General features: G+C 70.7%; 26 protein-coding genes, 1 tRNA gene, 1 other RNA gene and 1 pseudogene. 20 read left to right on the top strand and 9 right to left on the bottom strand.

Annotated elements, in window-relative coordinates:
- Positions 1-33: 33 nt before the first annotated feature.
- The 4 genes from LVQ62_RS14210 to LVQ62_RS14195 form a co-directional block, all read right to left on the bottom strand.
- Positions 34-282 (bottom strand): acyl carrier protein, encoded by a 249-nt coding sequence (locus LVQ62_RS14210; protein ID WP_233762543.1) that lies wholly within the window; start codon positions 280-282, stop codon positions 34-36.
- Between the two features lie 97 nt (positions 283-379).
- Entirely contained in the window at positions 380-1462 is a 1083-nt protein-coding gene (locus LVQ62_RS14205) for a beta-ketoacyl-ACP synthase III (protein ID WP_233762541.1), read from the bottom strand.
- The gene (locus tag LVQ62_RS14200) at positions 1459-2643 is read right to left on the bottom strand and encodes an acyltransferase domain-containing protein (RefSeq protein ID WP_179480169.1); all 1185 of its coding nucleotides are present in this window, start codon (positions 2641-2643) and stop codon (positions 1459-1461) included. The genes LVQ62_RS14205 and LVQ62_RS14200 overlap by 4 nt, the downstream gene beginning before the upstream one ends.
- A 78-nt stretch (positions 2644-2721) precedes the next feature.
- The gene (locus tag LVQ62_RS14195; RefSeq protein WP_233762539.1) at positions 2722-3858 is read right to left on the bottom strand and encodes a CdaR family transcriptional regulator; all 1137 of its coding nucleotides are present in this window, start codon (positions 3856-3858) and stop codon (positions 2722-2724) included.
- Between the two features lie 151 nt (positions 3859-4009).
- Here LVQ62_RS14195 and LVQ62_RS14190 point away from each other — a divergent pair, with 151 nt between their 5' ends.
- A complete protein-coding gene (locus tag LVQ62_RS14190; protein ID WP_233762537.1) occupies positions 4010-5059 on the top strand; it encodes a glycerophosphodiester phosphodiesterase family protein in 1050 nt (349 codons plus the stop codon).
- A 97-nt stretch (positions 5060-5156) separates the two neighbouring features.
- On the opposite strand, the gene aceE is transcribed toward LVQ62_RS14190, so the two are convergent.
- Entirely contained in the window at positions 5157-7919 is a 2763-nt protein-coding gene (aceE, locus tag LVQ62_RS14185) for a pyruvate dehydrogenase (acetyl-transferring), homodimeric type (RefSeq protein ID WP_233762535.1), read from the bottom strand.
- A 240-nt stretch (positions 7920-8159) separates the two neighbouring features.
- Here aceE and LVQ62_RS14180 point away from each other — a divergent pair, with 240 nt between their 5' ends.
- The 4 genes from LVQ62_RS14180 to LVQ62_RS14165 all read left to right on the top strand — a co-directional run bounded on the left by LVQ62_RS14180 (position 8160) and on the right by LVQ62_RS14165 (position 9795).
- On the top strand, positions 8160-8579 hold the full coding sequence (locus LVQ62_RS14180; RefSeq protein ID WP_179480175.1) for a DUF3052 domain-containing protein: 420 nt from the start codon (positions 8160-8162) through the stop codon (positions 8577-8579).
- Positions 8576-9046: a peroxiredoxin gene (locus LVQ62_RS14175; protein WP_233762532.1), complete on the top strand. Its 471-nt coding sequence runs from the start codon at positions 8576-8578 to the stop codon at positions 9044-9046. The genes LVQ62_RS14180 and LVQ62_RS14175 overlap by 4 nt, the downstream gene beginning before the upstream one ends.
- A gap of 55 nt (positions 9047-9101) precedes the next feature.
- Positions 9102-9674, top strand: a complete 573-nt coding sequence (locus tag LVQ62_RS14170; protein ID WP_233762530.1) for a hypothetical protein — start codon at positions 9102-9104, stop codon at positions 9672-9674.
- A gap of 48 nt (positions 9675-9722) precedes the next feature.
- Positions 9723-9795 (top strand) — tRNA-Val (locus LVQ62_RS14165).
- A gap of 13 nt (positions 9796-9808) precedes the next feature.
- On the opposite strand, the gene LVQ62_RS14160 is transcribed toward LVQ62_RS14165, so the two are convergent.
- Complete coding sequence (locus LVQ62_RS14160) at positions 9809-10126, bottom strand: VOC family protein (protein WP_233762528.1); 318 nt, start codon at positions 10124-10126, stop codon at positions 9809-9811.
- On the opposite strand from LVQ62_RS14160, the gene LVQ62_RS14155 reads away from it, so the two are divergent.
- The 5 genes and pseudogenes from LVQ62_RS14155 (at position 10109) to LVQ62_RS14135 (ending at position 13872) form a co-directional block, all read left to right on the top strand.
- Positions 10109-10987 (top strand): Nif3-like dinuclear metal center hexameric protein, encoded by an 879-nt coding sequence (locus LVQ62_RS14155; RefSeq protein ID WP_233762526.1) that lies wholly within the window; start codon positions 10109-10111, stop codon positions 10985-10987. The two genes, LVQ62_RS14160 and LVQ62_RS14155, sit on opposite strands and share 18 nt — an antisense overlap.
- A complete protein-coding gene (locus LVQ62_RS14150; RefSeq protein ID WP_233762524.1) occupies positions 10977-11717 on the top strand; it encodes a zinc ribbon domain-containing protein in 741 nt (246 codons plus the stop codon). The genes LVQ62_RS14155 and LVQ62_RS14150 overlap by 11 nt, the downstream gene beginning before the upstream one ends.
- Before the next feature lie 4 nt (positions 11718-11721).
- Positions 11722-12069 (top strand): annotated as a pseudogene (locus LVQ62_RS14145) (reverse transcriptase-like protein); the annotation flags it as partial.
- Between the two features lie 232 nt (positions 12070-12301).
- Positions 12302-12934 carry a histidine phosphatase family protein gene (locus LVQ62_RS14140; RefSeq protein ID WP_233762521.1) on the top strand — a complete coding sequence of 211 codons (633 nt, stop codon included), beginning with the start codon at positions 12302-12304 and terminating at the stop codon, positions 12932-12934.
- 209 nt (positions 12935-13143) lie between these two features.
- Complete coding sequence (locus LVQ62_RS14135; RefSeq protein WP_233762519.1) at positions 13144-13872, top strand: GNAT family N-acetyltransferase; 729 nt, start codon at positions 13144-13146, stop codon at positions 13870-13872.
- A gap of 6 nt (positions 13873-13878) precedes the next feature.
- On the opposite strand, the gene LVQ62_RS14130 is transcribed toward LVQ62_RS14135, so the two are convergent.
- Together LVQ62_RS14130 and LVQ62_RS14125 are read right to left on the bottom strand one after the other, a co-directional pair.
- A complete protein-coding gene (locus tag LVQ62_RS14130) occupies positions 13879-14958 on the bottom strand; it encodes an SLC13 family permease (RefSeq protein WP_233762518.1) in 1080 nt (359 codons plus the stop codon).
- 7 nt (positions 14959-14965) lie between these two features.
- On the bottom strand, positions 14966-15712 hold the full coding sequence (locus LVQ62_RS14125) for a YaaA family protein (RefSeq protein ID WP_233762516.1): 747 nt from the start codon (positions 15710-15712) through the stop codon (positions 14966-14968).
- Positions 15713-15966: 254 nt separating this feature from the next.
- On the opposite strand from LVQ62_RS14125, the gene LVQ62_RS14120 reads away from it, so the two are divergent.
- The 8 genes from LVQ62_RS14120 to LVQ62_RS14085 all read left to right on the top strand — a co-directional run bounded on the left by LVQ62_RS14120 (position 15967) and on the right by LVQ62_RS14085 (position 22569).
- On the top strand, positions 15967-17454 hold the full coding sequence (locus LVQ62_RS14120) for an HNH endonuclease signature motif containing protein (RefSeq protein ID WP_233762514.1): 1488 nt from the start codon (positions 15967-15969) through the stop codon (positions 17452-17454).
- Between the two features lie 120 nt (positions 17455-17574).
- Positions 17575-18066: a BatC protein gene (locus tag LVQ62_RS14115; RefSeq protein WP_233767931.1), complete on the top strand. Its 492-nt coding sequence runs from the start codon at positions 17575-17577 to the stop codon at positions 18064-18066.
- 85 nt (positions 18067-18151) lie between these two features.
- A complete protein-coding gene (locus tag LVQ62_RS14110; protein WP_233762512.1) occupies positions 18152-18430 on the top strand; it encodes a hypothetical protein in 279 nt (92 codons plus the stop codon).
- Positions 18420-19373, top strand: a complete 954-nt coding sequence (locus LVQ62_RS14105) for a cupin domain-containing protein (RefSeq protein ID WP_233762510.1) — start codon at positions 18420-18422, stop codon at positions 19371-19373. The genes LVQ62_RS14110 and LVQ62_RS14105 overlap by 11 nt, the downstream gene beginning before the upstream one ends.
- Before the next feature lie 95 nt (positions 19374-19468).
- Positions 19469-20329, top strand: a complete 861-nt coding sequence (locus LVQ62_RS14100; protein ID WP_233762508.1) for a sucrase ferredoxin — start codon at positions 19469-19471, stop codon at positions 20327-20329.
- A 57-nt stretch (positions 20330-20386) separates the two neighbouring features.
- On the top strand, positions 20387-21820 hold the full coding sequence (locus LVQ62_RS14095; protein ID WP_233762506.1) for an RNB domain-containing ribonuclease: 1434 nt from the start codon (positions 20387-20389) through the stop codon (positions 21818-21820).
- A gap of 11 nt (positions 21821-21831) precedes the next feature.
- Positions 21832-22240, top strand: an RNA gene (gene rnpB, locus LVQ62_RS14090) — RNase P RNA component class A.
- Positions 22241-22317: 77 nt separating this feature from the next.
- Positions 22318-22569: a hypothetical protein gene (locus LVQ62_RS14085; RefSeq protein ID WP_179480196.1), complete on the top strand. Its 252-nt coding sequence runs from the start codon at positions 22318-22320 to the stop codon at positions 22567-22569.
- A gap of 9 nt (positions 22570-22578) precedes the next feature.
- Here LVQ62_RS14085 and LVQ62_RS14080 read toward each other — a convergent pair whose 3' ends face one another.
- Entirely contained in the window at positions 22579-24039 is a 1461-nt protein-coding gene (locus LVQ62_RS14080; protein WP_233762504.1) for a GuaB1 family IMP dehydrogenase-related protein, read from the bottom strand.
- Positions 24040-24088: 49 nt separating this feature from the next.
- Between LVQ62_RS14080 and LVQ62_RS14075 the strand changes: the two genes are divergently transcribed.
- Positions 24089-24733 carry an MBL fold metallo-hydrolase gene (locus tag LVQ62_RS14075; RefSeq protein ID WP_233762502.1) on the top strand — a complete coding sequence of 215 codons (645 nt, stop codon included), beginning with the start codon at positions 24089-24091 and terminating at the stop codon, positions 24731-24733.
- A gap of 220 nt (positions 24734-24953) precedes the next feature.
- Entirely contained in the window at positions 24954-25967 is a 1014-nt protein-coding gene (locus LVQ62_RS14070) for a peptidoglycan bridge formation glycyltransferase FemA/FemB family protein (RefSeq protein ID WP_233762501.1), read from the top strand.
- Positions 25968-25970 lie beyond the last annotated feature (3 nt).

Genomic DNA, 25970 nt, shown 5'->3' with positions numbered 1-25970 from the left:
CGTCGTCTCGACGGGCCACCCGGAAGGTCCTGGTCAGCCCTGGGCGCTCTGGATGTACTTCACGGCGTCACCGACGGTGGTGAGGTTCTTGACCTCGTCGTCGGGGATGGTCACGCCGAACTTCTCCTCGGCGTTGACCACGATCGTCATCATCGACAGCGAGTCGATGTCGAGGTCCTCGGTGAAGGACTTGTCCGGCTGCACGTCGGCCGCGTCCACCCCGGTCTCCTCGTTGACGATCTCCGCGAGTCCGGACAGGACCTGCTGCTCGTCTTGCGCCATGCTGTTCTCCTTTGATTGGGCTTTGCTACAACGGTTTTCATCTGGGCTGACCCGGATTTCCCGCCGAGCCTCGGGTGTCTGTGTGGTGGTGCTGTGCCTAGGGCAGTCGGACGACCTGGGCGGCGTACGCGAGTCCGGCGCCGAAGCCGATCTGCAGGGCCAGTCCGCCGTGGGGCACTTCCCCCTCGCGCAGCATCCGCTCGGTCGCCAGCGGGATGGACGCCGCGGACGTGTTGCCCGTCTCGGCGATGTCGCGGGCCACGGGGATGTCCGCGGGCAGCTTGAGCTGCTTGATCATGGCGTCGGTGATGCGCATGTTCGCCTGGTGCGGGATGAACGCGTCCAGGTCCGAGGCGGTGATGCCTGCGGCCTCGATGGCCCGTTGCGCGACCGGCGCCATCGACCACACGGCCCACCTGAAGACGGTCTGGCCGGACATCTTGAGCGTCGAGGCCTCCGTGGCGTCGATGGCTCCGGCTCCCACCCAGTCCGCCGGCTCCCCGGTGGTCGCCTCCTGCAGCTGCAGGGCGACGATTCGGTCCCAGGGGACCCGCTGGGAGATGGCCTCCCACTTCTCGCCGTCCGAGCCCCACACGGTGGGGCCGATCCCCGGGGTCTCGGTCGGACCGATCACCGCAGCGCCGGCGCCGTCCGCGAAGATGAACGCCGATCCGCGGTCGCGTTTGTCGGTGATGTCGGACAGCTTCTCCACGCCGACCACCAGGACGTACTCGGCACTTCCGCCGCGGACCATGTCCGAGGCGAGCGAGACGCCGTGGCAGTAGCCGGCGCACGCGGCCGAGATGTCGAACGCCGCGGCGTCCTTCGCACCGATGCGAGTGGCGAGCATCGGTGCTGCGGCGGGCGTCTGCATGGTGTGGGTGACAGTGGCGACGATGACCGCACTCAGCTGGTCGGCGGTGATCCCCGCCATCTCCAGCGCCGGAGCGGCGGCCTCGGCGGCCATGTCGACGATCGTCTGCTCCTCGCTCGCCCAGCGGCGGGAGATGATCCCGGTCCGCTCACGGATCCAGGTGTCGGAGGAATCGATCCAGGTGCAGACCTCGTCGTTGGTGACGACCCGCTCGGGGCGGTAGCCGCCGATCCCGAGCATCCCGGCGTACCGCGCACCGACCGACGACTGCAGCATGCCGGTGCCCTTGGGGACGGGACCGCTCATCGTCCGGTGCCCGTCGGGTGCAGGCGCAGCAGAGGTTGGCCGGGCGCGACCGGGTCACCGTCCTCGGCCAGCCACTCGATGACCTGACCGCCGTGGGGTGAGAGGACGGGGTGACTGTCCCGCAGCGTGGTGACCTGCGCGATCGTGTCGCCGGGATGCACGGTCGTGCCCACGGCGCTGGTGTCGAGCGCCACCGTGCCCTTGCTCGGGGAGATGACCAGCCGCCAGGACGGCGCGATGCCGCCGTCGTGGGGTTCGCCGTGCTCGCCGACCATCCGGATCGCCTTGTCGATGTCGTCGGGCGTCTTGAGCGCCAGCGTCTCCACACCCGGCATGCCGCGCTTGGCGAGGCCCACCAGCGTGCCCGCCGGCGGGATCTCGATCAGTCCGGTGACGCCCATGGACGCCAGCGTCTCCATCGTCAGATCCCATCGGACGGGATTGCGGACCTGGGACACGATCCGGCTCAGCACCTCACGGCCCTGGTGCACGACCTGGCCGTCCTTGTTGCTCACCAACGGGATCCGCGAGTCGTGGGTGGAGATGGCGCCCGCGAAGTGGGCGAGGCGATCGACGGCCGACGCCATGTGCTCGGTGTGGAACGCCCCGGCGACCTGCAGGGGCATCACGCGCGCCTTGGCCGGGGGAGCGGCCTTCAACTCGGCCAACTGCTCGAGGGTGCCCGCAGCGACGACCTGCCCCGCGACGTTGATGTTCGCAGCGGTCAGTCCGTGTGCTGCCAGCGACGCCCGGACGTCGTCGGGGTCGCCGCCGACGACGGCGCTCATGCCCGTCGGTCGTACGGCGCTCGCCTGGGCCATCGCGGCGCCACGCTCGCGTACGAAGACCATGGCCTGTTCGGCGGAGAGCACTCCGGCCGCGGCGGCCGCGGTGATCTCACCGACCGAGTGGCCGGCGCCCGCGCCGACGAGGCGGAAGCCGTCGGCGGGATGGTCGAAGAGAGCCAGCAGGGTGAGCAGCCCCGAGCCCACGATGAGGGGCTGGGCGACGGCCGTGTCCTTGATGGTCTCGGCGTCGGAGGTGGTCCCGTGGGCCACCAGGTCCATCCCGGCCACCGCGGAGAGCCAGGCGAGTCGTTCGGGGAAGCCCGGCACCTCCAGCCACGGGGCGAGGAATCCTGGGGTCTGCGAGCCTTGTCCGGGGCACACGATCGCTAGCACTCGTTCATCGTGCCGCGACGGGGCGCGGGATCCTGGGTGCCCATTGGACCAAGTTGCCCCCCTGGTTTTGGAGGTTTGCTACAAGTCCGGTAGGTGCGAGATGGCCAGGGCGAGCCGCACCGTGAAGGCTTCGCGCGGCCGGGTCAGGTCGCAGTCGGTGAGGCCGTGGATCCGGCCGAGGCGGTAGCGCACCGTGTTGGGGTGCACGAAGAGCAGGCGCGCGGTGGCTTCGAGGCTGCCCTGGTCCAGGTAGGCGGTGGCGGTCTCGTGCAGCGCCGGGTGGTCGGCCAGCGTGTGCGCGACTTTGTCCACCAAGCGGCGCCGCGCCCGCGTGTCACCGGCGAGGGCCCGCTCCGGCAGCAGCTCGTCCGCCAGACAGGGTCGCGGCGCCTCGGGCCATGCAGGTGCGGCGCTCTGCCCGGCCAGCGCGGCGCGCGCGCTGCGGCCGGCGGCGTACAGGTGCGGCACCTTCGGCCCGATGACGACCGGGCCGTCGGCCCACTGCGAGGTGATGGCGCTGACGGCGGCCAGGACGTCGTCCACCCCGCCGATGATCGCGATCAGCCGTCGTCGCTGGACCGCGGCGAGCAGCGGCAGGTCGCGTCGTAGAGCTTCTCTGCGCAGCGAATCCACTGTCTCGGCACCGGGACCGGCAGGTGCTGTGCCCACGACGACCACGATGTCGTGCACCTCGTCCCACCCCAGGGCCGATACCCGCGAGGTGAGCGACTCGTCGGCCTCACCTCGCAGGATCGCGTCGACCACGAGGGACTCCAGGCGCGCGTCCCAGGCGCCGCGGCTCTCGGCGGCAGCGGCGTACACCTGCGCCGCGCCGAAGGCGATCTCGCGGGAGTAGGTGAGCACTGCCTCGCGCAGCCGGGTCTCCTCGCCAGGTGCCGCGAGCATGCCGACGTGCTGCTCGACCACGTCGATGACGGTGCGGACCAGGTCGAGCGTCTGCCGCAGGGTGACGGTGCGCATCAGATCACGCGGGGCACTGCCGAAGACGTCGGTGGCCACCGACGGCGCCTCCGACTGATCGCTGTGCCAGGAGATGAACGCCGCGATGCCCGCTTGCGCGACCAGTCCCACCCACGACCGGTCCGACGCCGACAGCTCCTGGTACCACTGGTAGGACGTCTCCATCTGGTGCACGGCAGCAGTGGACAGCTCACCGGCGTGCTGCTCCAGGCGACGGTGTGTGGGGGTACTCACGTGCCCAGGGTATTTGTATGACCTCGATAACCGAGGACAATCGGTCGCCGCGATGTACCGCCGGGCGGGTTTGCCCGCCGTTCACGACCTCGACACGGGCCGGGCACGTCGCTTCCACCGGCACGTCGTGCGCGGATGATCGCGTGGGGCCATGAGCCTCGAGGCCGGCGGCGCCGGTGGACGTGAACCCCTCATCGTCGGTCACCGCGGAGCCTGCGGCTACCGCCCCGAACACACGGTGGAGTCGTATCGGCTCGCCGCCCGACTCGGCGCGGACTCCCTGGAGCCCGATCTGGTGATGACCTCCGACGGGCAGCTGATCTGCCGCCACGAGCCGGAGCTGTCCCGTACGACGGACGTGGCCAACCGCGCCGAGTTCGCCGACCGGCGTACGACGCGCAAGGTGGGCGGCATCGAGGTCACCGGGTGGTTCGCCGACGACTTCACGCTGGCCGAGATCGGGACGCTGTGGGCGACCGAGCGGCTCGCGCAGCTGCGACCGTCCAACACGATCTACCACGGTCGGTGCCGGGTGGCGTCGTTCGACGACCTGCTGCGGGTGCGCGCTCAGGTGTCGCGCGAGCTCGGCCGCGAGATCGGCCTGAGCGTGGAGTTGAAGCACCCCTCGCACTACCGCGCGATGGGCATGGACATGGAGCGGGCCGTGCTCGACGGGCTGCGGCGCGGCGGGGCGGTCGACGGCAGCGTGCCGGTCTACCTGCAGTCCTTCGAGTTGCACAGTCTGATCCGGCTGCGCGACGAGCTCGGGGTGACACTGCCCCTGATCTTTCTGCTGGAGAACGGCGGCGTGCCGCCCGGCTTCGGCGACGGCGCGGATCACGGCACGTACGACGAGATGCTGACCGCCCGCGGGCTGCGGCTGCTGTCGAGTTGGATCGACGGCATCGGACCGAGCAAGGCGCGGGTCTTCCCTCGGCGGCCCGACGGCACGCTCGGCATGCCGAGCCGGCTGGTCCGGGACGCGCACGCCGCCGGCTTGCGCGTGCACGTCTGGACCTTCCGCGCCGAGAACGCCTTCCTGGCCGAGGACATGCGGCGCGACGGGCGCGAGGCGGACTGGGGCGACGTCCTCGGTGAGATGCGCAGGTTCCTGCGCGCCGGGGTCGACGCGCTCATCTGCGACCAGCCCGACATCGCCGTGCTCGCGCGCGACGAGGTGCTCAGCCGCCAGCCGTCCTGACACGGCGTACGCAGTGACGGTGGCGCGGTAAGCGCCGAGAGGCACAGGTCGGCCTGTGCCTCTCGGTCATACCTGCGTCACCGTCGCGGCTGCGTGATCAGGCCTCGCCGCCCGCGTTGCCCGAGGCGCCCGCCGTCACGTCGAGCAGCCGGTACTTCTCCGCGGCCTCGCGTGCCTTCGACGCGTCGATCTCGCCGCGGTCTGCCAGGGCCTGCAGCGCCCGCACCGCCATCGACGGTCCGTCGATGTGGAAGAAGCGGCGAGCCGCCTGCCGGGTGTCGCTGAAGCCGAACCCGTCGGCGCCCAGCGTCACGTAGTCGCCCGGCACCCACTGGCGGATCTGATCCTGCACCGCGCGCATCCAGTCCGAGACCGCGACGACGGGGCCGGGTGCGTCCTGCAGCCGCTTCGTCACGTAGGGGACGCGGCGTTCCTCGTCGGGATGCAGGAAGGCGTGCTCGTCGCAGTCCAGCCCGTCGCGGCGCAGCTCGTTCCACGAGGTTACCGACCACACGTCGGCCACGACGCCGAAGTCGTCCTTGAGCAAATGCTGCGCCTCGAGCGCCCATGGCACACCCACACCGGAGGCGAGCAGCTGCACCCGGGGAGCGTCGTCGCCGACGCCCTCGGTGCTGCCCTCGGCGATGCGGTGCATGCCGCGCAGGATCCCCTCGGCGTCGACGTCCTCCGGCTCGGCCGGCTGCTGCATCGGCTCGTTGTAGACCGTGAGGTAGTAGATGACGTTCTCGGGGTTGTCGCCGAACATCCGACGGATGCCGTCCTGCATGATGTGCGCCGTCTCGTAGGCGTACGCCGGGTCGTAAGCGACGACAGCGGGATTCGTCGACGCCAGCAGGTGCGAGTGGCCGTCTGCGTGCTGCAGGCCCTCACCGGTCAGCGTGGTGCGTCCGGCGGTGGCTCCGATGAGGAAGCCGCGCGCCATCTGGTCCGCAGCCGCCCAGATGAAGTCGGCTGTGCGCTGGAAGCCGAACATGGAGTAGAAGACGTAGATCGGCACCATCGGGATGCCGTGCGTCGCGTACGACGTGCCGACCGCGGTGAACGCCGCGACCGATCCGCCCTCGTTGATCCCCAGGTGCAGGATCTGCCCGTCGGTGGCCTCCTTGTAGGCCAGCATCAGCTCGGCGTCCACGGAGGTGTAGTTCTGCCCGTGCGGGTTGTAGATCTTCGCGGTCGGGAAGAAGCTGTCCATCCCGAAGGTGCGTGCCTCGTCCGGGATGATCGGCACGATGTGCTTGCCGAAGTCCTTGTCCCGCATGAGGTCTCGTAGCCCGCGGACGAAGGCCATCGTCGTGGCGACCTGCTGCTTGCCCGACCCCTTCTTGGAGGACGCGTAGGCGCTGTCGCCGGGCAGTTTGAGCGAGACGCCCTCGGTGCGCCGGCTGGGCACCCCGCCGCCGAGCTTCGTACGCCGCTCGCGCAGGTACTCGATCGCGGGGTCCTTCTCGCCGGGGTGGTAGTACGGCGGCAGGTAGGGGTCGTCCTCCAGCCGTTGGTCGGTCACCGGGATCTCGAGCGAGTCGCGGAAGTTCTTCAGATCGTCCAGCGCCAGCTTCTTCATCTGGTGCGTGGCGTTTCGCCCGGCGAAGTGCGTGCCGAGCGAGTAGCCCTTGATGGTGTGCGCCAGGATCACGGTCGGCTGGCCGTGGTGCTCCATGGCGGCCCGGTACGCGGCGTACACCTTGCGGTAGTCGTGTCCGCCGCGCTTGAGCTTCCACCAGATGTCGTCGTCGGACCAGTCCTTGACCATGTCGCGCGTGCGCGGGTCGCGACCGAAGAAGTGCTCGCGCACGTAGGCGCCGTCGTTGGCGCGGAAGGTCTGGTAGTCGCCGTCCGGGGTGGTGTTCATCAGGTGTACCAGCGCGCCGTCGCGGTCGGCGCCGAGCAGGGTGTCCCAGCCGCGGCCCCAGATGCACTTGATGACGTTCCAGCCGGCGCCGCGGAAGAACGACTCCAGCTCCTGGATGATCTTGCCGTTGCCGCGGACCGGTCCGTCGAGGCGCTGCAGGTTGCAGTTGACGACGAAGGTCAGGTTGTCCAGCCCCTCGACCGCCGCGAGCTGCAGCAGCCCGCGCGACTCCGGCTCGTCCATCTCGCCGTCGCCCAGGTAGGCCCAGACGTGCTGCTGGCTGGTGTCCTTCAGACCGCGACCGTGCAGGTAGCGGTTGAACTGCGCCTGGTGGATGGCGTTCATCGGGCCGATGCCCATCGACACCGTCGGGAACTCCCAGAAGCCCGGCATGTTGCGCGGGTGCGGGTAGGACGGCAGGCCCATCCGCCGACCGTCGATCCGGTGGGACTGCTCCTGCCGGAAGCCGTCGAGCTGGTCCTCGGTGAGGCGCCCCTCGAGGAACGCGCGGGCGTAGATGCCCGGGGACGCGTGTCCCTGGATGAAGACCTGGTCGCCGCCGCCCGGGTGGTCCTTGCCGCGGAAGAAGTGGTTGAAGCCGACCTCGTAGAGCGTGGCGGCCGACGCGTACGTCGAGATGTGGCCGCCGACACCGACGTCCGGCCGCTGCGCGCGGTGCACCATGATCGCGGCGTTCCAGCGCATCCAGGCGCGGTAGCGGCGTTCGACCTCCTCGTCGCCGGGGAACCACGGCTCGGACTCGGCGGGGATGGTGTTGATGTAGTCGGTCGCCGTCAGCGACGGCACCCCGATCTGCCGTTCGCGGGCACGCTCCAGCATCTTGAGCATCACGTAGCGTGCCCGCGCCTGCCCGCCCTCATCGATCACGGCGTCCAGGGAGTCCAGCCATTCGGCGGTCTCCTCGGGGTCGATGTCGGGCAGCTGGCTGGGAATCCCGTTCAGGATCGGGCCTGCTTCTTCGCGTGCCACGAGTGGCTCCTCTCATGTGCGTAACCGACATCTTCTACCTGCGCAGTCACCGGCTGCGACTCGCGGTCGGTTACTTTCGGGTACGAGCGGGTAGGGGCCATCGGGGCGGTTCGCGCCGTCCACGTATCGCGGATCGGTTGCAAATGCAGGCCGTTGCAGGTGGACTAAGCCGCGACATCCCCGAACCGTGCAGGACATCACCGACAGCAGGCCCCTTGGGCCGGCGCAGAAAGGACGGCTGTGGCCCGAGATGGAGAGGCGACGCTGGGCGGACGCCTCGGATTCACCGACGGACAGATCGTGCAGGAGATCGGCTGGGACGACGACGCCGACGAGGGCTTCCGCGAGGCGATCGAAGGCGTCATCGGCTCGCAGATCGAGGACGAGGACTTCGACGGTGTGGTCGATGCCGTGCTGCTGTGGTGGCGCGAGGGTGACGGTGACCTGATCGACGACTGCGTCGACGCCCTGTCCGGGCTGGCCGACAAGGGGTTCGTCGTGCTGCTCTCTCCCCGCAGCGGGCACCCGGACACCGTCGAGCCGGCGGACATCGAGGAAGCAGCGCAGACCGCCGGCCTCAAGGCGTCCGCGCCGGTGAAGGCGGGCGCCGACTGGATCGCGACCAAACTCGTCCAGGGCGGCACGGCGAAACAGCGATGAGCCACCCCACGACCATTTCAGTCGGGTCGAAGGCTCCGGACTTCACCCTCAAGGACCAGTTCGGCCAGGACACCTCGCTGGCGTCCCTGCACGCCGACCGGGCGGTGCTGCTGGTCTTCTACCCCTTCGCGTTCTCGGGTATCTGCACCGGTGAACTGTGCGAGATCCGCGATGACATCTCCCGCTTCGTCAACCCCGACGTGCAGGTCGCCGGGATCTCGTGCGACCCGATGTACACCCAGCGGGCCTGGGCCGACGACCAGGGATTCAGCTTCCCGCTGCTGTCGGACTTCTGGCCGCACGGCGAGGTCGCGCGCGCGTACGACGTCTTCCTGGAGCCGGCCGGTATGGCGGTGCGGGGCACCTTCCTGATCGACACCGACGGTGTCGTGCGCTGGACCCTGGTCAACGGGCCGGGCGAGGCACGCGACTTCAGCGGGTTCCACGAGGTACTCGCGACGCTCTGAACAGATCCGCCTTTTGTCCGCTCGATTCGGCGCCCGATCTGGGAAGCTTCGCCCCATGAGTCATCAAGGGGAAGAGGGCCGTTCGGCCGAGGGATACGCATCGATGCCGCAGGAGGGCGTCCGCGGGCAGAAGCCGGTCACCACCGTGCCGAAGCCGCTGGACACGGCGGTCAAGCTCATGTTCCTCGGCGCGGCGCTGTCGCTGGCCGCGGTCATCTACAACGCGTTCAGCACGAGCCGCTTCCGCGACACCATCGAGAAGAACAACGCCAAGAAGACCGGCAGCGCGCACCTCAGCGCGAGTGCCGTCGACACGGCGGTGCACGTGGCGATCGCGGTCGCCATCGTCGTGGGGCTCATCGGGGTGGCGGTATGGATCCTGATGGCGACCATGAACCGGCAGGGCCACAACTGGGCACGCATCGTGGCGACCGTGCTGTTCGGCCTGTCCGCCCTCGGCCTCGTCTCCACCCTCGCATCGTCGGCGCTGCAGGGTGGCGGGTCGATCAGCATCGTGTCCAGCGCCCTGAACTTCCTCATCGGGCTCGCCGTGGTCATTCTGATCTGGCGCAAGGAGAGCTCGGCGTACTACCACCGGAACGACAACCGGCAGCAGCAGTACGCCTGAACCCGTCGAGCGGCGGGGTCGTCTAGGATCACCACGCTCCGTCGCTCGGGGCCTGTAGCTCAGTTGGTAGAGCACCGCGTTTACACCGCGGGTGTCGTCGGTTCGAGCCCGGCCGGGCCCACCCATCGTTCGTCTCAGGCGAGCTGCCACAGCTCGATGCGGTGCCCCGCGAGATCGGTGACCCACCCGAACCGGCCGGCCCCCTCCACCTCCCGCACCTCATCCGTGACGTCGGCTCCATGCTCGCGCAGCTGCGCGAGCATCGCGTCCGGGCCGAGGGCCTCGCGGTACCAGGCACCGAGAGCCGCCGGGTCCGCCGCTCGCAGGAAGTAACCGCCGATGCCGAGCACGCGTTCCCTCCGAACAGCCTGCCGGCAGGACGGGCCGACGTCCTGCATCGCCCGCCCGGCCTGCTGCTGGTACGAATGGTCGCCATGACGACGAGTGCGCACGACATGAGCCTGGCCCAGGTGGTGGCGGTGCTGGACGGGTTCTATCCGCCGGAGACGGCGGCGTCGTGGGACCAGGTCGGGCTGGTCACCGGCGATCCGGCGCAACCCGTACGCCGCGTGCACTTCGCCGTCGATCCGACCCGGGCGGTCGTCGACGAGGCCGTCGAGGCCGGGGCCGATCTGCTGGTCACCCACCATCCGCTGTTGCTGCGCGGGGTGCACTCGGTCGCCACCACCACCGCCAAGGGTGCCGTCGTCACCACGGCCGTCGTCGCCGACCTGGCCATCTACTGCGCGCACACTAACGCCGACATCGCCCGGCCCGGCGTCAACGACGCCCTGGCGGCTGCGGCCGGTCTGCCCGACGACTGCGCGCCGTTGGGCATGGAGGACGGGCAGCCGATCGGGCGCGTCGGCCGTCTGCCCGAGGCGGTGACGCTGCGGGAGTTCGCGACCCGCCTGGCCGACGCGCTGCCTGCGACGCCGGTCGGCGTACGCGTCGCAGGGGATCCGAGCGCCCTGGTGCAGACCGTGGCGGTGATGGGCGGGGCGGGCGACGACCGTTTCGACGACGTACGCGCCCACGGCGCCGACGTCTACGTCACGGCCGACCTGCGCCACCACCCGGCGCTCGAAGCGCGGGAGGAGGCGGGCGACGGACCGCCGTACCTGATCGACGCCGGGCACTACGCGACGGAGCAGTTGTGGCTCGCCGCGGCGGCGTCGCGTCTCGCGGAGGCGCTGCAGGCACGTATCGTCACGCACGTCTCCGATCTGCGGACCGACCCGTGGGACTTCACCGTGGGACGTCCGACCCCGGATCGCACACCTCAATACTCCAGGAGCTCCCGTGAAAGCTGACACCAGTCGCCAGTGGCGGTTGCTCGACCTGCAGAAGCTCGACACCCGCCTGGACCAGATCGCGCACCGGGAGCGCACCCTCCCGCTCAACGCCGAGGTCGAGCAGGCCCAGCAGCAGGTCCGCACCGCCGAGGAGGAGGTCGTGCTCGCGCGCACGGCGTTGTCCGATGTCGACCGTGAGATCACCCGGGCAGACGTCGACGTGCAGCAGGTCCGCGACCGTGCGGCGCGCAACCAGTCCCGGCTCGACGCCGGTCAGGGCACTGCCAAGGACCTGCAGGCGCTGCAGCACGAGCTGGAGGCACTGGCGCGGCGGCAGGGGGACCTGGAGGAGATCGAGCTGGAGGTCATGGAGCGCGCCGAGGAGCTGCGCACCACGCTGGCCCGACGCGAGGAGGAGTTGGAGACGGGTCGCGCCCGCCTGGACAAGCTGGAGGGCGAGCGTGGGGGAGAGCTGCGCGAGCTCACCACCGAGCGGGAGCGGATCACCGCGGACCGCTCCAATGTCGCGGCCGGGGTCGGCCAGGACCTGCTCGACCTCTACACCCGGATCCGTGAGCAGCGGGGCGGTATCGGCGCGGCCGCGTTGAGTCAACGGCGTTGCGGTGGTTGCGGACTGGAGATCGATCAGTCCGAGCTGGCGCGCATCCGCGGGGCGGCCGACGACGAGGTGCTGCGGCACGACGAATGCGGACGCATCCTGGTGCGGACCGCGGAATCGGGGCTGTGAGCCGGTGGCGCGCGAACTCATCGTCGAGGCGGACGGCGGTTCCCGGGGCAATCCCGGTGTGGCCGGGTACGGCGCGCTGGTGCGGGACGCCGCGTCCGGGGAGCTGCTGGCCGAGCGGGCCGCACCTCTCGGCAAGGCCAGCAACAACGTCGCGGAGTATTCCGGTCTGATCGCCGGGCTCGAGGCCGCCGAGGCGATCGACCCCGGTGCGCGGGTCGCCGTGCGGATGGACTCCAAGCTGGTCGTCGAGCAGATGGCCGGCCGCTGGAAGATCAAGCACGAGGACATGAAGAGGCTTGCGCTGGAGGCGAACTCCTTCGTACGCCGGCGGCGTGCGCTGGGCGGCGACGTCACCTGGACGTGGATACCGCGCGAGATCAACAAGGACGCTGACAAGCTCAGCAACGACGGGATGGACGGGCGGAGCGTCGTACGGGACCTGTGGAGCCCCGACGGCATCGATAGCGCACCCGCTGCCGAGGCAGGCACCCCTGCGGCCGCTGGGGACACGGTGGATCACACCGGGACGCTCTTCGACACCGAACCCGTCGCGCCGCAGGCGCCCACGACCGCACGCCGACCGGATGTCGCGACGGCGACCACCATCGTCCTGCTGCGGCACGGTGTCACGGACTTCACGGTCGGGCAGAAGCTGGACGGGCGGGGGTGGGGCCGACCCGAGCCTGAACGCGCAGGGTCGCCGTCAGGCGGCCGCCGCGGCGGACGAGCTGGCCGCCCGACTCACCGGAGCGGTGCACGTGGTGTCCTCCTCGCTCACGCGGGCCAGAGAGACCGGGGAGTCGGCTGCCCGGGCGCTCGGTGTGGCGCTCCAGGTCGATGCCGACTGGGACGAGCAGGACGTCGGCACCTGGGACGGCCTGACGTTCGCCGAGATCGAGGTGGCGCACCCGGGTGAGCTGTCCCAGATGCGGTCGGACGCGGACTTCCGCCCGGACGGCGGCGAGTCGCACACCGAGCTCGTCGCGCGCGTCGCCACAGCGTTCCGGCGGGCCGTGGACGCGGCGGGTCCCGGTGGCACGGTGGTCGTGGCCACCCACCGCAAACCGCTGATGGTCGTCCTCGCCCTCATCCTCGGCATCTCGGGAGAGACCGCGTGGATGCTGCAGGCCGATCCCGCGTCCCTGACCACGCTGCAGGTCTGGGCCGACGGGCGTGCTGTCGTGCAGAACCTCAACGTGACCCATCACCTGCCGTGAGCGGGTCGGCGAGTCCTGGGCTCAGCCCTCTACGGCCGTTGCGCAGGGATGAGTTCGCGTCATGGCGCGACGCGGAGGTGCGTCGCCGCGCGCAGTGGCAGTTCGCGGTGCGCGGTCACGATGCCGACAGCGCACGAGCGGCTGCGGCCGATTTCGTCGACACGTCGTGGACGCTGGGAGGATCTGGCCCGCTCGCGAACGAAGTTCTGGTGGCTGGTGATTCGATCTCGGGTGGCTGGCTCTGGCTGCGGCGCGATCCGCGCGACGGCGGCGTGCGGGTGGGGGACTGCACCCTGCCGACCGGTCGCCTGGCGGAGGCTGTCACGGCAGTGACCGCGTACGCGGATCGCGTGGGCACCCGGATGATCACCGCGGTGTGCTGGCCCGGGGACGTGCACGGCGGCGAGCTCGTCAGCGCTCTCGGCGCCGAACGTTCCGCGTCGCAGATGGACCTGGCCTTCGGAGTGGACGACCCGTCGGTGAGTGGTGGCGTCGAGCTGCGGCCGATGACGGACGCCCAGTTCGAGGAATACCGGACGGAGGCCGTCGAGGGTTACGCGCAGGAACGGGCCGACGCGGGCGAGCCGCCGGACGTCGCGACCGCGAACGCCCGCGAGTCGTACGAGCGGCTGCTTCCCGACGGCCTCGACTCCGAGGGGCAGTGGCTCTGGACGGCGTACGACGGTGACGTGCCCGTCGGTCTGCTGTGGATCGGCGCGCACCTACCGCACGCCTTCGTCTACGACGTGCAGGTCTCCGAGGACCACCGACGTCGTGGCCTGGGTCGCGCGATCATGCAGACCGGAGCCGCACATTGCCGGGCGAGTGGACGGACCGGACTGGGCCTCAACGTCTTCGCGCCCAACACGGGGGCGCGCGCGCTCTACGACCAGCTCGGCTACCGGACCGTGGAGGACTTCTACCGACGCGCGCTCTGAGTCGGCTCAGTGGATGACCAGCGTGGTCGCCACGACCGTGACCAGGGCCACGGCGGCACTCTCGCCGATGAACCGGAGTGTGTTGATCTGCAGGCCGGCCCGCTTGCAACGGTCCCGCCACAGCAAGGTGGCGAGCGAGCCCCAGGGCAGCACGATCGAGCCGGTGTTGACGCCGACCAGGAGCGCGAGTGCGCGCTGCGGAGTGTCGGCGGCCGTGGGGCGCAACGCGAGGTAGGCAGGAAGGTTGTTGACGACGTTCGCCGTCACCGCACCCACGCCTGCCAGACGCAAGTCGGCCGATACGCCGTGACCGCCGCCGACGAGGTCCGCCAGGACCTTGTCCAGCCCGTGCTGGCGGGCGATCTCGACGACGACGAAGAGCGCGAGCACCCCGAGGGCGAGGGTCCAGGGCACCGTCAGGTCGCGCAACGCCGGTCGGTTTCGGACGGCCAGGGCGGCCACCAACACGATGGCGGCGACGACGGCCGGGATCGCGGGGGTGATCCCGCTGACGAAGAGGGGTGCCAGCACCACGCAGGTGGCGCCGGTGAGGATCACGAGCGCCTTGTCGCGCGGAGCGGGAGCCTGCGGGATGTCGTACCCGCCTCGCAGCACCCTGGGGTGCAGCGCGGCGATTATCACGACGGTGGCGACCACGGCTGTCACGGCGGGTAACCAGGCGGTGCGGAAGTACGCCGACTGGCCACCGAGATGCGAGAACGTCTGCAACGAGAGCAGATTGGTCAGGTTGGAGACGGGGAGCAAGAGGGAGGCCGTGTTGGCCAGCCACACGGCGGTGAGTGCGAACGGCAGGGGCGGCAGCTTGCACTGGCGGGCAAGAGCTACGGCGACGGGGGAGAGGAGCACCGCCGTGGTGTCGAGACTGAGGACGGCGGTGCAGGCGACGCAGAGGGCGACGACCAGCAGCCACAGGCGCACGCTGCGGCCGCCACCGGCGCGGGCCGCCCAGAACGCGGCGACCTCGAACAGGCCCGCGGTCTGACAGACCTCCGCGACGATGCTGATCGCGAGCAGGAAGATGAGCACCGGCCACACCGGCCCGAGCTCATGAATCAGATGCGTCACCGGCTGATCATCGCGCAGTGACCCGGAGTGACCAGGGTCTCGCCCCCGATACGGGCTCGACAAGGTCCTCCTCGAAGCTCGGCTGCAAGGCCTCGCACAGGGTGTGCGGGGTGGTCGGCTCGTCGTCGAACTGGCAGAGCGCGCGGGTGACGAGCCCCCGGGTGTGCTTGGCGTTGTGGGTCGCACCCGGCACTTCGATGCGCACCCAGCGGCGCGCGACGGCTCCACGCGGGGTCCATGCGGCGGCGTACGTGCTCGACCTGCAGTCGACGACGAGCCGCCGCCCGGCCGCCGCGGTGAGCTCGGCCTCCAGCGGCTCGCGCCACAGACCGGCCAGCGGTCCGAGGCCCGGCAGGTTGACGCCCATCGAGAGCCGGTACGGCGGCACCTTGTCACCGAGTCGCAGCGCGCCGAAGGCAGCGGACTGCACCAGGATCCAGCGACGTGCGCGGCGCAGCGCGGCGGGATCCAGCGAGGCCAGATCGAGCGCGTCGTAGAGGACTCCGGTGTAGAGCTGCCCGACGGGCGTGGCGGGGGCGGTGCGCAATCGAGCGTTGCGTGCGATGTCGTCGGTGAGGTTGGGGCTGACGCCGAGCACTGTGGCCGCGTCGGGTCGGGCTGAAACCTCGCCGAGAGCGTCGAGGACGGCGTCGCGCGTAGCGCTCAGAGCGGGGAAGGAGAGGCGGGCGAGATCGAGGGCGGCGCCACGGCTACGACCGCGCTTGGACTCCGACGGGGGCAGCAGCACGAGCACGACCGCACCCTAGAGGGATTGCTCTTGAGTGCGACGTGCAGGGGATTGGGAGCGGTGCACGGACTGTGTCCAGCGCGTTCGGCGCGACTGTGGACGACCAGTCCAGAGCAAGGGGGATGTGGATAACTGGTACTCGAATAATGTTGTCAAACATGAAGATTCATTCGATCTGCCCTTGCGTTCGGCATCGAACGCGCGTACGATGAGAGGCAGATTACAACCCGCTGGCCGAGTAGAAGAAGGGGTGGGTGCGGATGAGTGTCGAGGGGATCTCACGGGTGCCCGTCGCGCCGCTTCCTGCGCCCCCGGAGGTCGCCCCATCGGGTCCGGGTGTGGCGGCGGGGTTGCTCGCGGACCTGGACGTCCTCACTTCCCGCCTGAGGGACTGGCCCGGTGCGCTCTACCAGTTGAGCGAGGGGCAGCTGGGCGGGTTCGTGGCCACCATGGTCGGCCTGGTCTCCCGGGCGGAGTCGCTGGCGGCGGTCGCCACGACCGAGGCGGTCACCCGCGGGGTCGTGGCCAACTCCACCGCGACCGATGCCGGCGGATGGGTCGGTGCGTGTGTCGCCGAATCCAACGCCGCCGGTATGGCGGGTGCGCCCGTGACAGCCGAGCCGGCTGTCTTCCGCCGCATCGGGGCGGTCGCCACGGGGTGCGCCGACCCGCGCAACCGGGTCGTGGCGGACGCGTTGGCCGCGGGGGTGGTCACGGTGCACTGTGCGCAGGTGGCGTTGCGGGAGGTCCCGAAGGTGTTGCCGGTGATCCCCGGTGCGGATCGGGATGAGGTGCTGTGCTGGTACCTGGCGCTCTCGCACACCGGGACCCGCACGTTGCGGGACCTGTCGGCGCGGATCATCGCCCGGTTCGCCCCCGAGGTGTTGGTCGCGCAGGAGGAGCACCAGCAGGCGTGTGAGACGCTGACCTGGGCCGATCTGCCCAACGGGCTGACCCGGTTGACCGCGGACCTGTCCACCGGTCACGCCGCGGTCATCAAACACGCCATCCAGGCTCTTTCCGCACCCCGCTCTGAGGGGAACACTGCTGATGCCGCGACCGACCCGACGCCGAGCGCGGCCCCCAGTGCTCCTGGCGCAGTCGCGGAGCGGGACACCCGCACCCCGGGCAAGCGGCGTGCGGATGCACTGACCGAGCTCGCCGAGGTGGCGGCCCGACTACTGGACGGGGACCGCTCCCACAGCAGCGGCACCGTCGGAGGGTCGGCCAAGATCGTGATCACCCTGGACCACCAGACCCTCATCGACCAGTTGCACGTGGCGGGGAAACTCGGATCTAGCGGCGGTGATGATCCACCCAGTCACCTACCCGGGATCGGGCGCAGCATCAACGGCGACCTGCTCGACGCCGGGACCCTACGGCGATTGGCCTGTGACGCCGACCTCATCCCCGCCGTCCTGGGTGGCGAGTCCGAACCATTGGACGTCGGCCGCACCAAACGCCTGTTCACCGGCGGCCTGCGAACGGCGATCATCCACCGCGATGACGGCTGCACCTTCCCCGATTGCGACCGGCCACCGGACTGGTGCGATGCCCACCATGTGAGGCCCTGGTGGGCCGGCGGACAGACCACCCTGAGCAACGCAGCACTGCTGTGCGCCAGGCACCACACCATCGTGCACCGCGACCTGCTCACCGCCACCGTCACCACCACCGGCGTCACCTGGGACCTCACCCCCGGACTCATGCCGGGGCGGCCCGATGTTGCCGGGCGGGGCGCAGCATGAGACGCCGTCGTGAATCCCCCTGCTGTTCCTTCTCCGTTCACGGTTTGCAAGAGCGCGGATCTGGGAATATGAAAAGTGCGGTGTCGGATTCGGCATCCACGCTCGAGGAAAGGAATCGGCATGCTCGAGGACAGTGACATCACGAGTGGCGACAGTGGGACCGAGGGGCCGGCTGACGGCGGTGCCTCCGGTACGCCGGGTCAGCAGGATGGCGGCGCTGATGGTGGCGCGGGCGGCGGTGGCTCCGAAGGTCCCGCTGACGGCGGTGCGTCCGGCACCCCGGGTCAGCAGGATGGCGGCGCTGATGGTGGCGCGGGCGGCGGTGGCTCCGAAGGTCCCGGTGACGGCGGTGCGTCCGGCACCCCGGGTCAGCAGGACGGCGGCGCCGATGGTGGCGCGGGCGGCGACGGTGGCGCGGACGGCGGCGCCGATGGTGGCGCGGGCGGCGGTGGCTCCGAGGGCCCCGCTGACGGTGGTGCGTCCGGCACCCCGGGTCAGCAGGACGGCGGCGCCGATGGTGGCGCGGGCGGCGGTGGCTCCGAGGGCCCCGCTGACGGCGGTGCGTCCGGCACCCCGGGCCAGCAGGACGGCGGCGCGGACGGCTCCGCCTGATCTGCCCGCTCATAATGGACGTCGGGCGGCGGGACGGACAGCGTCTCGTCGCCCGACGCACGTCCGCACGACAAGGAGGACAGCCGTGACGCTCGATCCGCTGCAACGCGCGACCGGCCTGTCGGCGCAGGAGTTCGCCGCGATGTACTGGGCGCGGCAGCCCCTCCTCCGTCGTGCGGCCGAGCTACCGGGTGACGGGTTCGCGGACCTGCTCGACCTCGACGCCGTCGACGAACTGGTCTCACGGCGGGGGCTGCGTACCCCGTTCCTCCGGATGGCCAAGAACGGTGACGTGATCCCTGCCGGTCGCTTCACGCGCGGGGGGCGGTGCGGGCGCCGAGATCGCCGACCAGGTGGCCGATGACCGAGTGCTCACGGAGTTCGCCGACGGGGCGACCCTCGTGCTGCAGGGACTGCACCGGGTGTGGCCGCCGGTCGTCGACTTCGGAGCCGCGCTCTCCGCGCAACTCGGTCACCCGATCCAGGTCAACGCCTACATCACCCCTGCACAGAACACCGGCTTCTCCCCGCACTACGACGTGCACGACGTGTTCGTGCTGCAGTTCGCCGGGCGCAAGCGCTGGCGGGTCCACCAGCCGGTCCTCGACGCGCCGCTGCGCGACCAGCCGTGGGACCAGCGCCGCGCGGCGGTGCAGGCCCGCGCGAGCGAAGAGCCGCTGATCGACACGCTGCTCGAACCCGGCGATGCGCTCTACCTTCCGCGCGGCTATCTGCACTCGGCCACCGCTCTCGGCGGTGTCTCAGGTCATCTGACGGTGGGTGTCCACCCCGTCACGCGCGCCTTCCTCGCCGAGCAGGCGCTGGCGACCCTGGTCGACGATGTCGAGCTGCGCCGTTCGCTGCCCATGGGCGTCGACCTGTCCGACCCGGCAGCGTTGGACACCGAGTTGAAGGCGACCCAGGACGCACTGCACCGCGCGATCGACCGGTTGGACGTCGCGCGGGTGGCAGCCGCCGTCGGTCGCCATCTCGCCGACCGCACCCGCCCGCAGCCACTGTCCCCGCTCGCTCAGATCGAGGCGGCGCAGTCTCTGGGGGCCGGCGACGCCGTCGTCGTACGACACGGGCTGCGGTGGTCGCTGCGTCCGGCCGGCGACAAGATCACCCTCGTCCTCGGTGGCCGGTCCCTGACGCTGCCCGCGACGGTGGAGGCCGGGCTGCGCGAACTGCTCTCCGGTCGCGTCGTCGCCATCGGACAGGTGCCGGACCTGGCGGGAGATGACGCGGTGACGCTGGTGCGCCGGTTGCTGCGCGAGGGACTCGTCGTGCCCGCCGGCGCTTCGTGACTGTGCCGCCGCTGTCGCCCGTGCCGCCTGCGCTACCCGTGCCGCGCGAGACACCCGAGCGATGCGCCCTCCAGGCGGACCTGCGCGGTGACCCGATGATCGGTACGGCGCCGCCGTCCCCTCGGCTCCTGCTCGTGGAGCAGCCCGGCCCGTGGGGTCGTGAAGGTCTGCGGGAGAGTCATGCCGATCCTGCGGTGGCATTCCGTATCGATCACCTCGCTGCGGCGGCGGGCCTGCGGTTGCAGGCGATTCGCAGCCCCGGTCGCCACGCTGACGACGGTGGCGGTCACCGGGTGGCGGTGGCCGACGTACGGTCCGGCGTCGCGCGGACGACCTGGTGGTCGGTCGACTCTCTCGACACTCTCGTCGGTCAGTTGGAATCGGCCGACTCCCTCGACGACGGGTGGCTCCCCGACGACGCGGTCGTCGACACCGATCCGCTGCTCCTTGTCTGCACCCACGGACGGCATGACGCCTGCTGTGCTCTGCGGGGTCGCCCACTTGCCGTCATGCTGCACCGGCTGCTGCCGGGGCGGGTGTGGGAGACCACGCATGTCGGAGGTGACCGGTTCGCCGCCAACCTGCTGGCGCTGCCGACCGGTGCGCTCTACGGGCGAGTGACGCCGGACGCCGCTCCCGGGCTCGTCGACCGGATCCTGCGCGGAGAGGTCTCGCTGGAGCTGTTGCGCGGATGGTTCGGCATGTCGCCGATCGCCCAGACCGCGCTCGCGCACGCCCACCGCGAACTGTCACTCCCGACCAGCGGCGCGTTGGTCGTACGGCGCGTCAGCCGGGTCGTCGACGATCGCGCGGACGTGACCGTCAGCGGCCCTGACGGCGACGTCACGGTAGGCGTGGTCATGTCCTGGTCGGCACCGGATCGGCTCACCTGCATGGGGCCGGCCAGCGCCCGGGCGCGGGTCTACCGCGCCGTCTCGCTGACGTCCGCCGGGTGACCGGAAGGCGTCTGCGGGTCCGGACTTGAGGGGGATGCGCTGCGTACAGTGACCGGCATGCTGCCCCGTGTCGTCCGCGCACCCCAGGCCGATCCGACGAGTGCCGACCCCGGGCCGCTGGAGCAGGCGTTCACCGCGATCCGGGCCGAGCACAAGCTGAGTCCGGACTACCCGCAGCCGGCTCTCGCCGAGGCCGAGAAAGCCGCCACGGCAACGACATTGCCCGAGAGGGACGAGACGGCGGTGCCCTTCTTCACCATCGACCCGCCCGGGTCCACCGATCTGGACCAGGCCATGTATCTCGAGCGGACCGACGACGGCTACCGGGTGCGCTACGCGATCGCCGACGTCGCGGCCTACGTCGTCCCCGGCGGGGCGCTCGACCAGGAGACGCGCGCCCGCGGAGAGACCGTCTACCTACCCGACATGCGGGTGCCCCTGCACCCGACCGTGCTGAGTGAGGACGCCGCCAGCCTGCTGCCCGACCAGGTGCGCGGGGCGTACGTCTGGGACATCGAGCTGGACGCGTCGGGGGACGTACGGGCCGCGCAGGTCTACCTGGCGCGGGTCCGCAGCATCGCGCGCCTGGACTACGACGGTGTGCAGCAGCAGATCGGTGCCGACGCACCCGACGGGCTGCGACTGCTGAAGGAGATCGGCGAGCTGCGGATCGCGTTGCAGCGCAAACGCGGTGGCGCTGACCTGCCGATGCCGGAGCAGGAAGTGCAACAGGACGAGGACGGCACGTACCGCCTGCAGTTCCGGCCGCCGGTGCCGAGCGAGGACTGGAACGCGCAGATCTCCCTGCTCGCCGGGATGTGCGCCGCCACCATGATGCTCGAGGCCAAGGTGGGGATCCTGCGCACGATGCCCGCGCCGCCGCAGGACGCGATCGACACGTTCCGTCGGCGCGCGGAGGCACTCGGGATCACCTGGCCGCGGGGTCAGGCGTACGGCGAGTTCATCGCCGGCCTCGATCGCACCGACCCCAAGCACCTCGCTCTCATCCACGACGCGACCTCGCTGTTCCGCGGCGCCGGGTACACCCCGTTCGACGGTGAGGTGCCGGCCGAGACCGAGCAGGCTGCCGTCGCGGCGCCGTACGCGCACGTGACGGCTCCGCTACGCCGGCTGGTGGACCGCTTCGGGCTGGCCATCTGCGGGGCGGTCAGCAGCGGTCAGGCTCCGCCGGACTGGGCGCGCCAGGCGTTGCCCACCCTTCCGGACATCATGCGGTCGCGCGACCAGGTCGCCTCCGCGGTCGGTCACGCGTGCGACGACGCGGTGGAGGCGGCCGTGCTGAGTGCGCGCGTCGGCGAGACCTTCGAGGCGGTCGTGGTCGCCAGGAACGACAAGGCGATCCAGGTGCAGCTGCGCGATATCGCGGTGCTGGCCAGCTGTCCGGGGGACGCGGCTCCGGGTGACGTCGTACGGGTGGTGCTGGTGGCCACGGACGTCGGCGCGCACACCGTCACCTTCCGGCTAGGGTGACCCCTCGTGGACGAGTTGGCCAGGCGGCCGCGTCGAGCACCCGCAAGGACTGCTCGCCGAGGAACGTCCGGACTCCACAGGGCAGGGTGATGGCTAACGGCCACCCGGGGTGACCCGCGGGAAAGTGCCACAGAAAACAGACCGCCGTCTGCGGCGCGGCAGGGCTTCGGCCCGGCCGCGGCGTGGCGGTAAGGGTGAAACGGTGGTGTAAGAGACCACCAGCGTGCCGGGTGACCGGTGCGGCTCGGTAAACCCCACCCGGAGCAAGACCAGACAGCATGCGTTCGAGGGCGGCCCGCCCGAGCATGCGGGTAGGTCGCTCGAGGCCGTCGGCAACGACGGCCCTAGATGGATGGTCGCCACGGCGCCGCCGGTAACAGCGGCGCCGGACAGAATCCGGCGTACCGGCCAGCTCGTCCACCTCTTCGCCGATACCGCGCCCTCGGGCCGCGGCCGCCGCTAAAGTCGCTGCATCAGACGCTCGCTCGCGAGGGGACATGATGAGCAGGTCGAACGCCGTGGGATCCGCGATCAGCTTCCTGATCCCCGTGTACGCGGTGCTGATCGGGCTGGCGGGCGCACCGTGGTGGGGGATCGTGGTCGTGGTGATGCTGTCGTCGGCCTACTGGTCCTTCGGGCGGCGCATCTTCTTCCCCGACGAGTTCGAGGCGTCCTCGAAGGACCCCATGGATCCGCGCTCGGCTCGTCGCGCCGCGCGTGCCGAGCGCCGTTCCGGTCGCTGGGGCTGACCGCCGGATCTACCAGGACGTCTCGCGGGGGCGACCCTCGTCGTACCCGCTCGCGCTCTGTACGCCGACCACGGCGCGGTCGCGGAACTCGCCGATGGTGCGCGCGCCGGCGTAGGTGAAGCTGGAGCGGACCCCCGCAGCGATCCCGTCGATCAGGTCCTCGACCCCCGGACGCTGCGGGTCCAGATACATCTTCGAGGAGGAGATGCCCTCCTCGAACATGCCGAGACGGGCCCGGTCGAAGGCGCTGCGGCCCGCGCTGCGGTTGCCGACCGCCCGCGCGGACGCCATACCGAAGGACTCCTTGTAGAGCCGTCCGTCGGCGTCGCGGTTGAGGTCTCCCGGGCTCTCCCAGGTGCCCGCGAACCACGAACCGATCATCACCGAGGACGCACCGGCGGCGAGTGCGAGCGCCACGTCCCGCGGATACTTCACGCCGCCGTCGGCCCAGACGTAGGCGCCGAGTTCATCTGCGGCAGCTGCACATTCCAGCACGGCCGAGAATTGCGGCCGGCCGACGCCTGTCATCATCCGCGTGGTGCACATGGCGCCGGGGCCGACGCCGACCTTGACGATGTCGGCGCCCGCGGCGACCAGGTCGCGCGCACCCAGCGCGGACACGACGTTGCCCGCCGCGACCGGGATCCGTACGCCGATCGCGTCCTCGTGAGCGTCCCGGGCGGCCCGGACCAGTCCGAGCGCGTCGATCATCTTGTCCTGGTGCCCGTGGGCGGTGTCGACCACGAGCACGTCGGCGCCCGCGGCGAGCATGGTCTTGGCCTTGTCGCCGACGTCGCCGTTGATGCCGATGGCCACGCCGAGCGCCAGGCGACCGTCGCCGTCGAGGGCCGGGGAGTAGATGGTCGAGCGCAGGATGCCCTTGCGGGTGATCACCCCGGCCAGCACGCCGTCCGCGCCGAGCACGGGCGCGAACTCCAGGTGCGCCTTCACGAGCACGTCGAAGGTCTCGCGCAGATCGGCGTCGGCGGGGACCGTCACCAGGTCCTCGCTCATCACCTGCCCGACCGTGGTGAAGCGATCCACCCGCAGGCACTGCGACTCCTTGACGATGCCGACAGGTCGCCCGGCCCCGTCGACGGCGACGGCCGCCCGGTGCGCGCGCTTGCCCATCAGCGCCAGGACCGCGCCGACCGGTTCGTCGGGCCCGATGGTCACGGGCGACTCGAAGACGGTGTGGCTCGCCTTGACCGCGTCGATCGTCTCCTGCACGGCGTGCACCGGGATGTCCTGCGGCAGTACCGCGATCCCGCCGCGGCGGGCGACCGTCTCCGACATCCGGCGCCCGGACACCGCGGTCATGTTGGCCACGACCAGCGGCAGCGTCGTCCCGACACCGTCCGGCGTCCGCAGGTCGACCTCCAGCCGACTGGTGACCGAGGACCGCGAGGGCACCATGAAGACGTCGTTGTAGGTCAGGTCGTGGGCAGGGGATTCGCCGATGAAACGCACCCCGAGATCCTACGGGCGGCAGCTTGGGCCGCGGCGTACCGTGCGGAGCATGCAGATCACACACCTGGGACACGCCTGCCTGCTGGTCGAATACCCCTCCGCCCGAATGCTGATCGACCCGGGAAGCTTCTCGAGGTACGACGGTCTGACCGGTCTCGACGCGATCCTGGTCACCCACCAGCACGCCGACCACGTACAGCCGGACAAGCTGGCCGCGCTGGTGGCCGCCAACCCGGGCGTGGCCGTGCACACCGACCCCGGCACGGCTGCGGAACTGGACGACGTCGAGGTGTCCGTGACCCGGCAGGGCGAGCCGTTCACGATCGGCGAGGTCACCGTGGAGCCGTTCGGCGTGCAACACGCCGTCATCTACGAGCAGCTGCCGCGCATCGAGAACGTGGGCGTCAAGCTCACCTCCGAGGGCGAGCCCAGCCTCTTCCACCCCGGCGACGCGCTCGACGCCGAGCCGGGACCGGTCGACGTCCTGGCTGTGCCCATCTGCGCACCGTGGTCGGCCCTCAAGGAGGTCATCGCATTCGTCCGCCGGGTGGCGCCCAGCTCGATCGTCCCGATCCACGATGCGCTGTTGACCGAGGTCGGGCGAGGCATGTACGTCGGGCACGTGCAGCGGTTCGGGGCCGACGGTGGCGTCCAGCTGCGCGATCTCGCCGACGGGAACCCCGCGCAGTTCTGACCCACCCGCCACATCCGCGACAGCGACCCGCGCTGTCGACGGATGGCGGCGATCGGTACGGCGCCGGATACCCTGCCGTCCATGACGCTCACGGTGACCCCCTGCCGCGATCAGACCGAGTGGGACGCGCTCGTCGACGAGGCCGGCGGTCACCCGCTGCAGCTGTGGGGGGTGGGGCGAGCTCAAGTCGCGGTACGAGTGGAGCGCCGACCGTCTGGTCGTGCACGACGGCGACCGCACGATCGGCAGCGCCCAGGTGCTGCTGCGCACGCTGCCCCGCCCGTTCCGCAGCCTCGCCTACATCCCGCGCGGACCCCAGGCCGCCGAGGAGGACCGCGGGCCGGTGCTGGCCGCGCTGACCGAGTACGTCCGCACCACCCACCGCCCGATCGCGCTGAGCATCGAGCCGGACTGGGAGCAGCCGGGCGCGCCGCTGGAGAAGGGCGCCGACGAGACCCAGATCGCCGTGTTGCAGGAGCGGGCACCGGTCGGTTGGCTCGCGGAGGTGGAGGCCGCGGGGTTCCGGCGCAGCACCAACACGGGCCTGATCCCGCGCACGCTCATCGTCGACGTGCGCGCCGACGACGAGACCCTGATGAAGGGGCTGACCTCCTCCACCCGTCAGAACGTGCGCAAGTCCTTCCGCGCGGAGGGCGTCCGCTTCGGCGAGGTCACCACGGACGGCGACCTCGACGCAGTGCTGGCCATCAACCGGGCCACGGCGCAGCGGGCCGACTTCGCGGTGCACGACGACGCCTACCACCGCGGCATCCGCGACCTGCTGGGCGATCGGTCCCGGCTGCTCGCGGCGTGGGAGGGCGAGGAGCTGGTCGCCTTCGTGTGGCTGGTCGTCTCCGGCACGACGGCGTTCGAGCTCTACGGCGGGGTGAATCTGCGCGGCATGAAGCTGCGCCTCAACTACGGGCTGAAGTTCCACGCGATGACGCAGATGCGCGAGGCAGGGGTGTCGCGCTACGACTTCAACGGGCTGCTGAACGACGGGATCTCCGACTTCAAACGGCAGTTCGCCACACACGAGGACCTACTGCTCGGCACCTGGGACGTGCCGCTGTCGCCGCTCTACTCGACCTTCGAGCGTGCCCTGCCCGTCGTACGCCGCGGGCTCAAGCGGGGCGTGCCGGCCGTCCGGGGCGCCCTGCGCGACCCTCGCGGAGCGGTCGAGGCCGCCGTTCGTGCGGCGCGGTCGGGGAAGCCGCAGAGCACCACCGCCTGACGC

The organism is Allobranchiibius sp. GilTou73, assembly GCF_021391335.1.
Lineage (GTDB): Bacteria > Actinomycetota > Actinomycetes > Actinomycetales > Dermatophilaceae > Allobranchiibius > Allobranchiibius huperziae.
Note: the sequence above shows the minus strand (reverse complement) of the source record. Positions and strands in the feature narration are given on the sequence as shown.

What these genes read in the sequence shown, in the direction of transcription:
- LVQ62_RS14210 (WP_233762543.1), bottom strand. Translation starts at nt 282, where the DNA reads ATGGCGCAAGACGAGCAGCAGGTCCTGTCCGGACTCGCGGAGATCGTC.
- LVQ62_RS14205 (WP_233762541.1), bottom strand. Translation starts at nt 1,462, where the DNA reads ATGAGCGGTCCCGTCCCCAAGGGCACCGGCATGCTGCAGTCGTCGGTC.
- LVQ62_RS14190 (WP_233762537.1), top strand. Translation starts at nt 4,010, where the DNA reads ATGAGCCTCGAGGCCGGCGGCGCCGGTGGACGTGAACCCCTCATCGTC.
- LVQ62_RS14175 (WP_233762532.1), top strand. Translation starts at nt 8,576, where the DNA reads ATGAGCCACCCCACGACCATTTCAGTCGGGTCGAAGGCTCCGGACTTC.
- LVQ62_RS14170 (WP_233762530.1), top strand. Translation starts at nt 9,102, where the DNA reads ATGAGTCATCAAGGGGAAGAGGGCCGTTCGGCCGAGGGATACGCATCG.
- LVQ62_RS14155 (WP_233762526.1), top strand. Translation starts at nt 10,109, where the DNA reads ATGACGACGAGTGCGCACGACATGAGCCTGGCCCAGGTGGTGGCGGTG.
- LVQ62_RS14140 (WP_233762521.1), top strand. Translation starts at nt 12,302, where the DNA reads ATGTCGCGACGGCGACCACCATCGTCCTGCTGCGGCACGGTGTCACGG.
- LVQ62_RS14120 (WP_233762514.1), top strand. Translation starts at nt 15,967, where the DNA reads ATGAGTGTCGAGGGGATCTCACGGGTGCCCGTCGCGCCGCTTCCTGCG.
- LVQ62_RS14115 (WP_233767931.1), top strand. Translation starts at nt 17,575, where the DNA reads ATGCTCGAGGACAGTGACATCACGAGTGGCGACAGTGGGACCGAGGGG.
- LVQ62_RS14100 (WP_233762508.1), top strand. Translation starts at nt 19,469, where the DNA reads ATGATCGGTACGGCGCCGCCGTCCCCTCGGCTCCTGCTCGTGGAGCAG.
- LVQ62_RS14095 (WP_233762506.1), top strand. Translation starts at nt 20,387, where the DNA reads ATGCTGCCCCGTGTCGTCCGCGCACCCCAGGCCGATCCGACGAGTGCC.
- LVQ62_RS14085 (WP_179480196.1), top strand. Translation starts at nt 22,318, where the DNA reads ATGATGAGCAGGTCGAACGCCGTGGGATCCGCGATCAGCTTCCTGATC.
- LVQ62_RS14075 (WP_233762502.1), top strand. Translation starts at nt 24,089, where the DNA reads ATGCAGATCACACACCTGGGACACGCCTGCCTGCTGGTCGAATACCCC.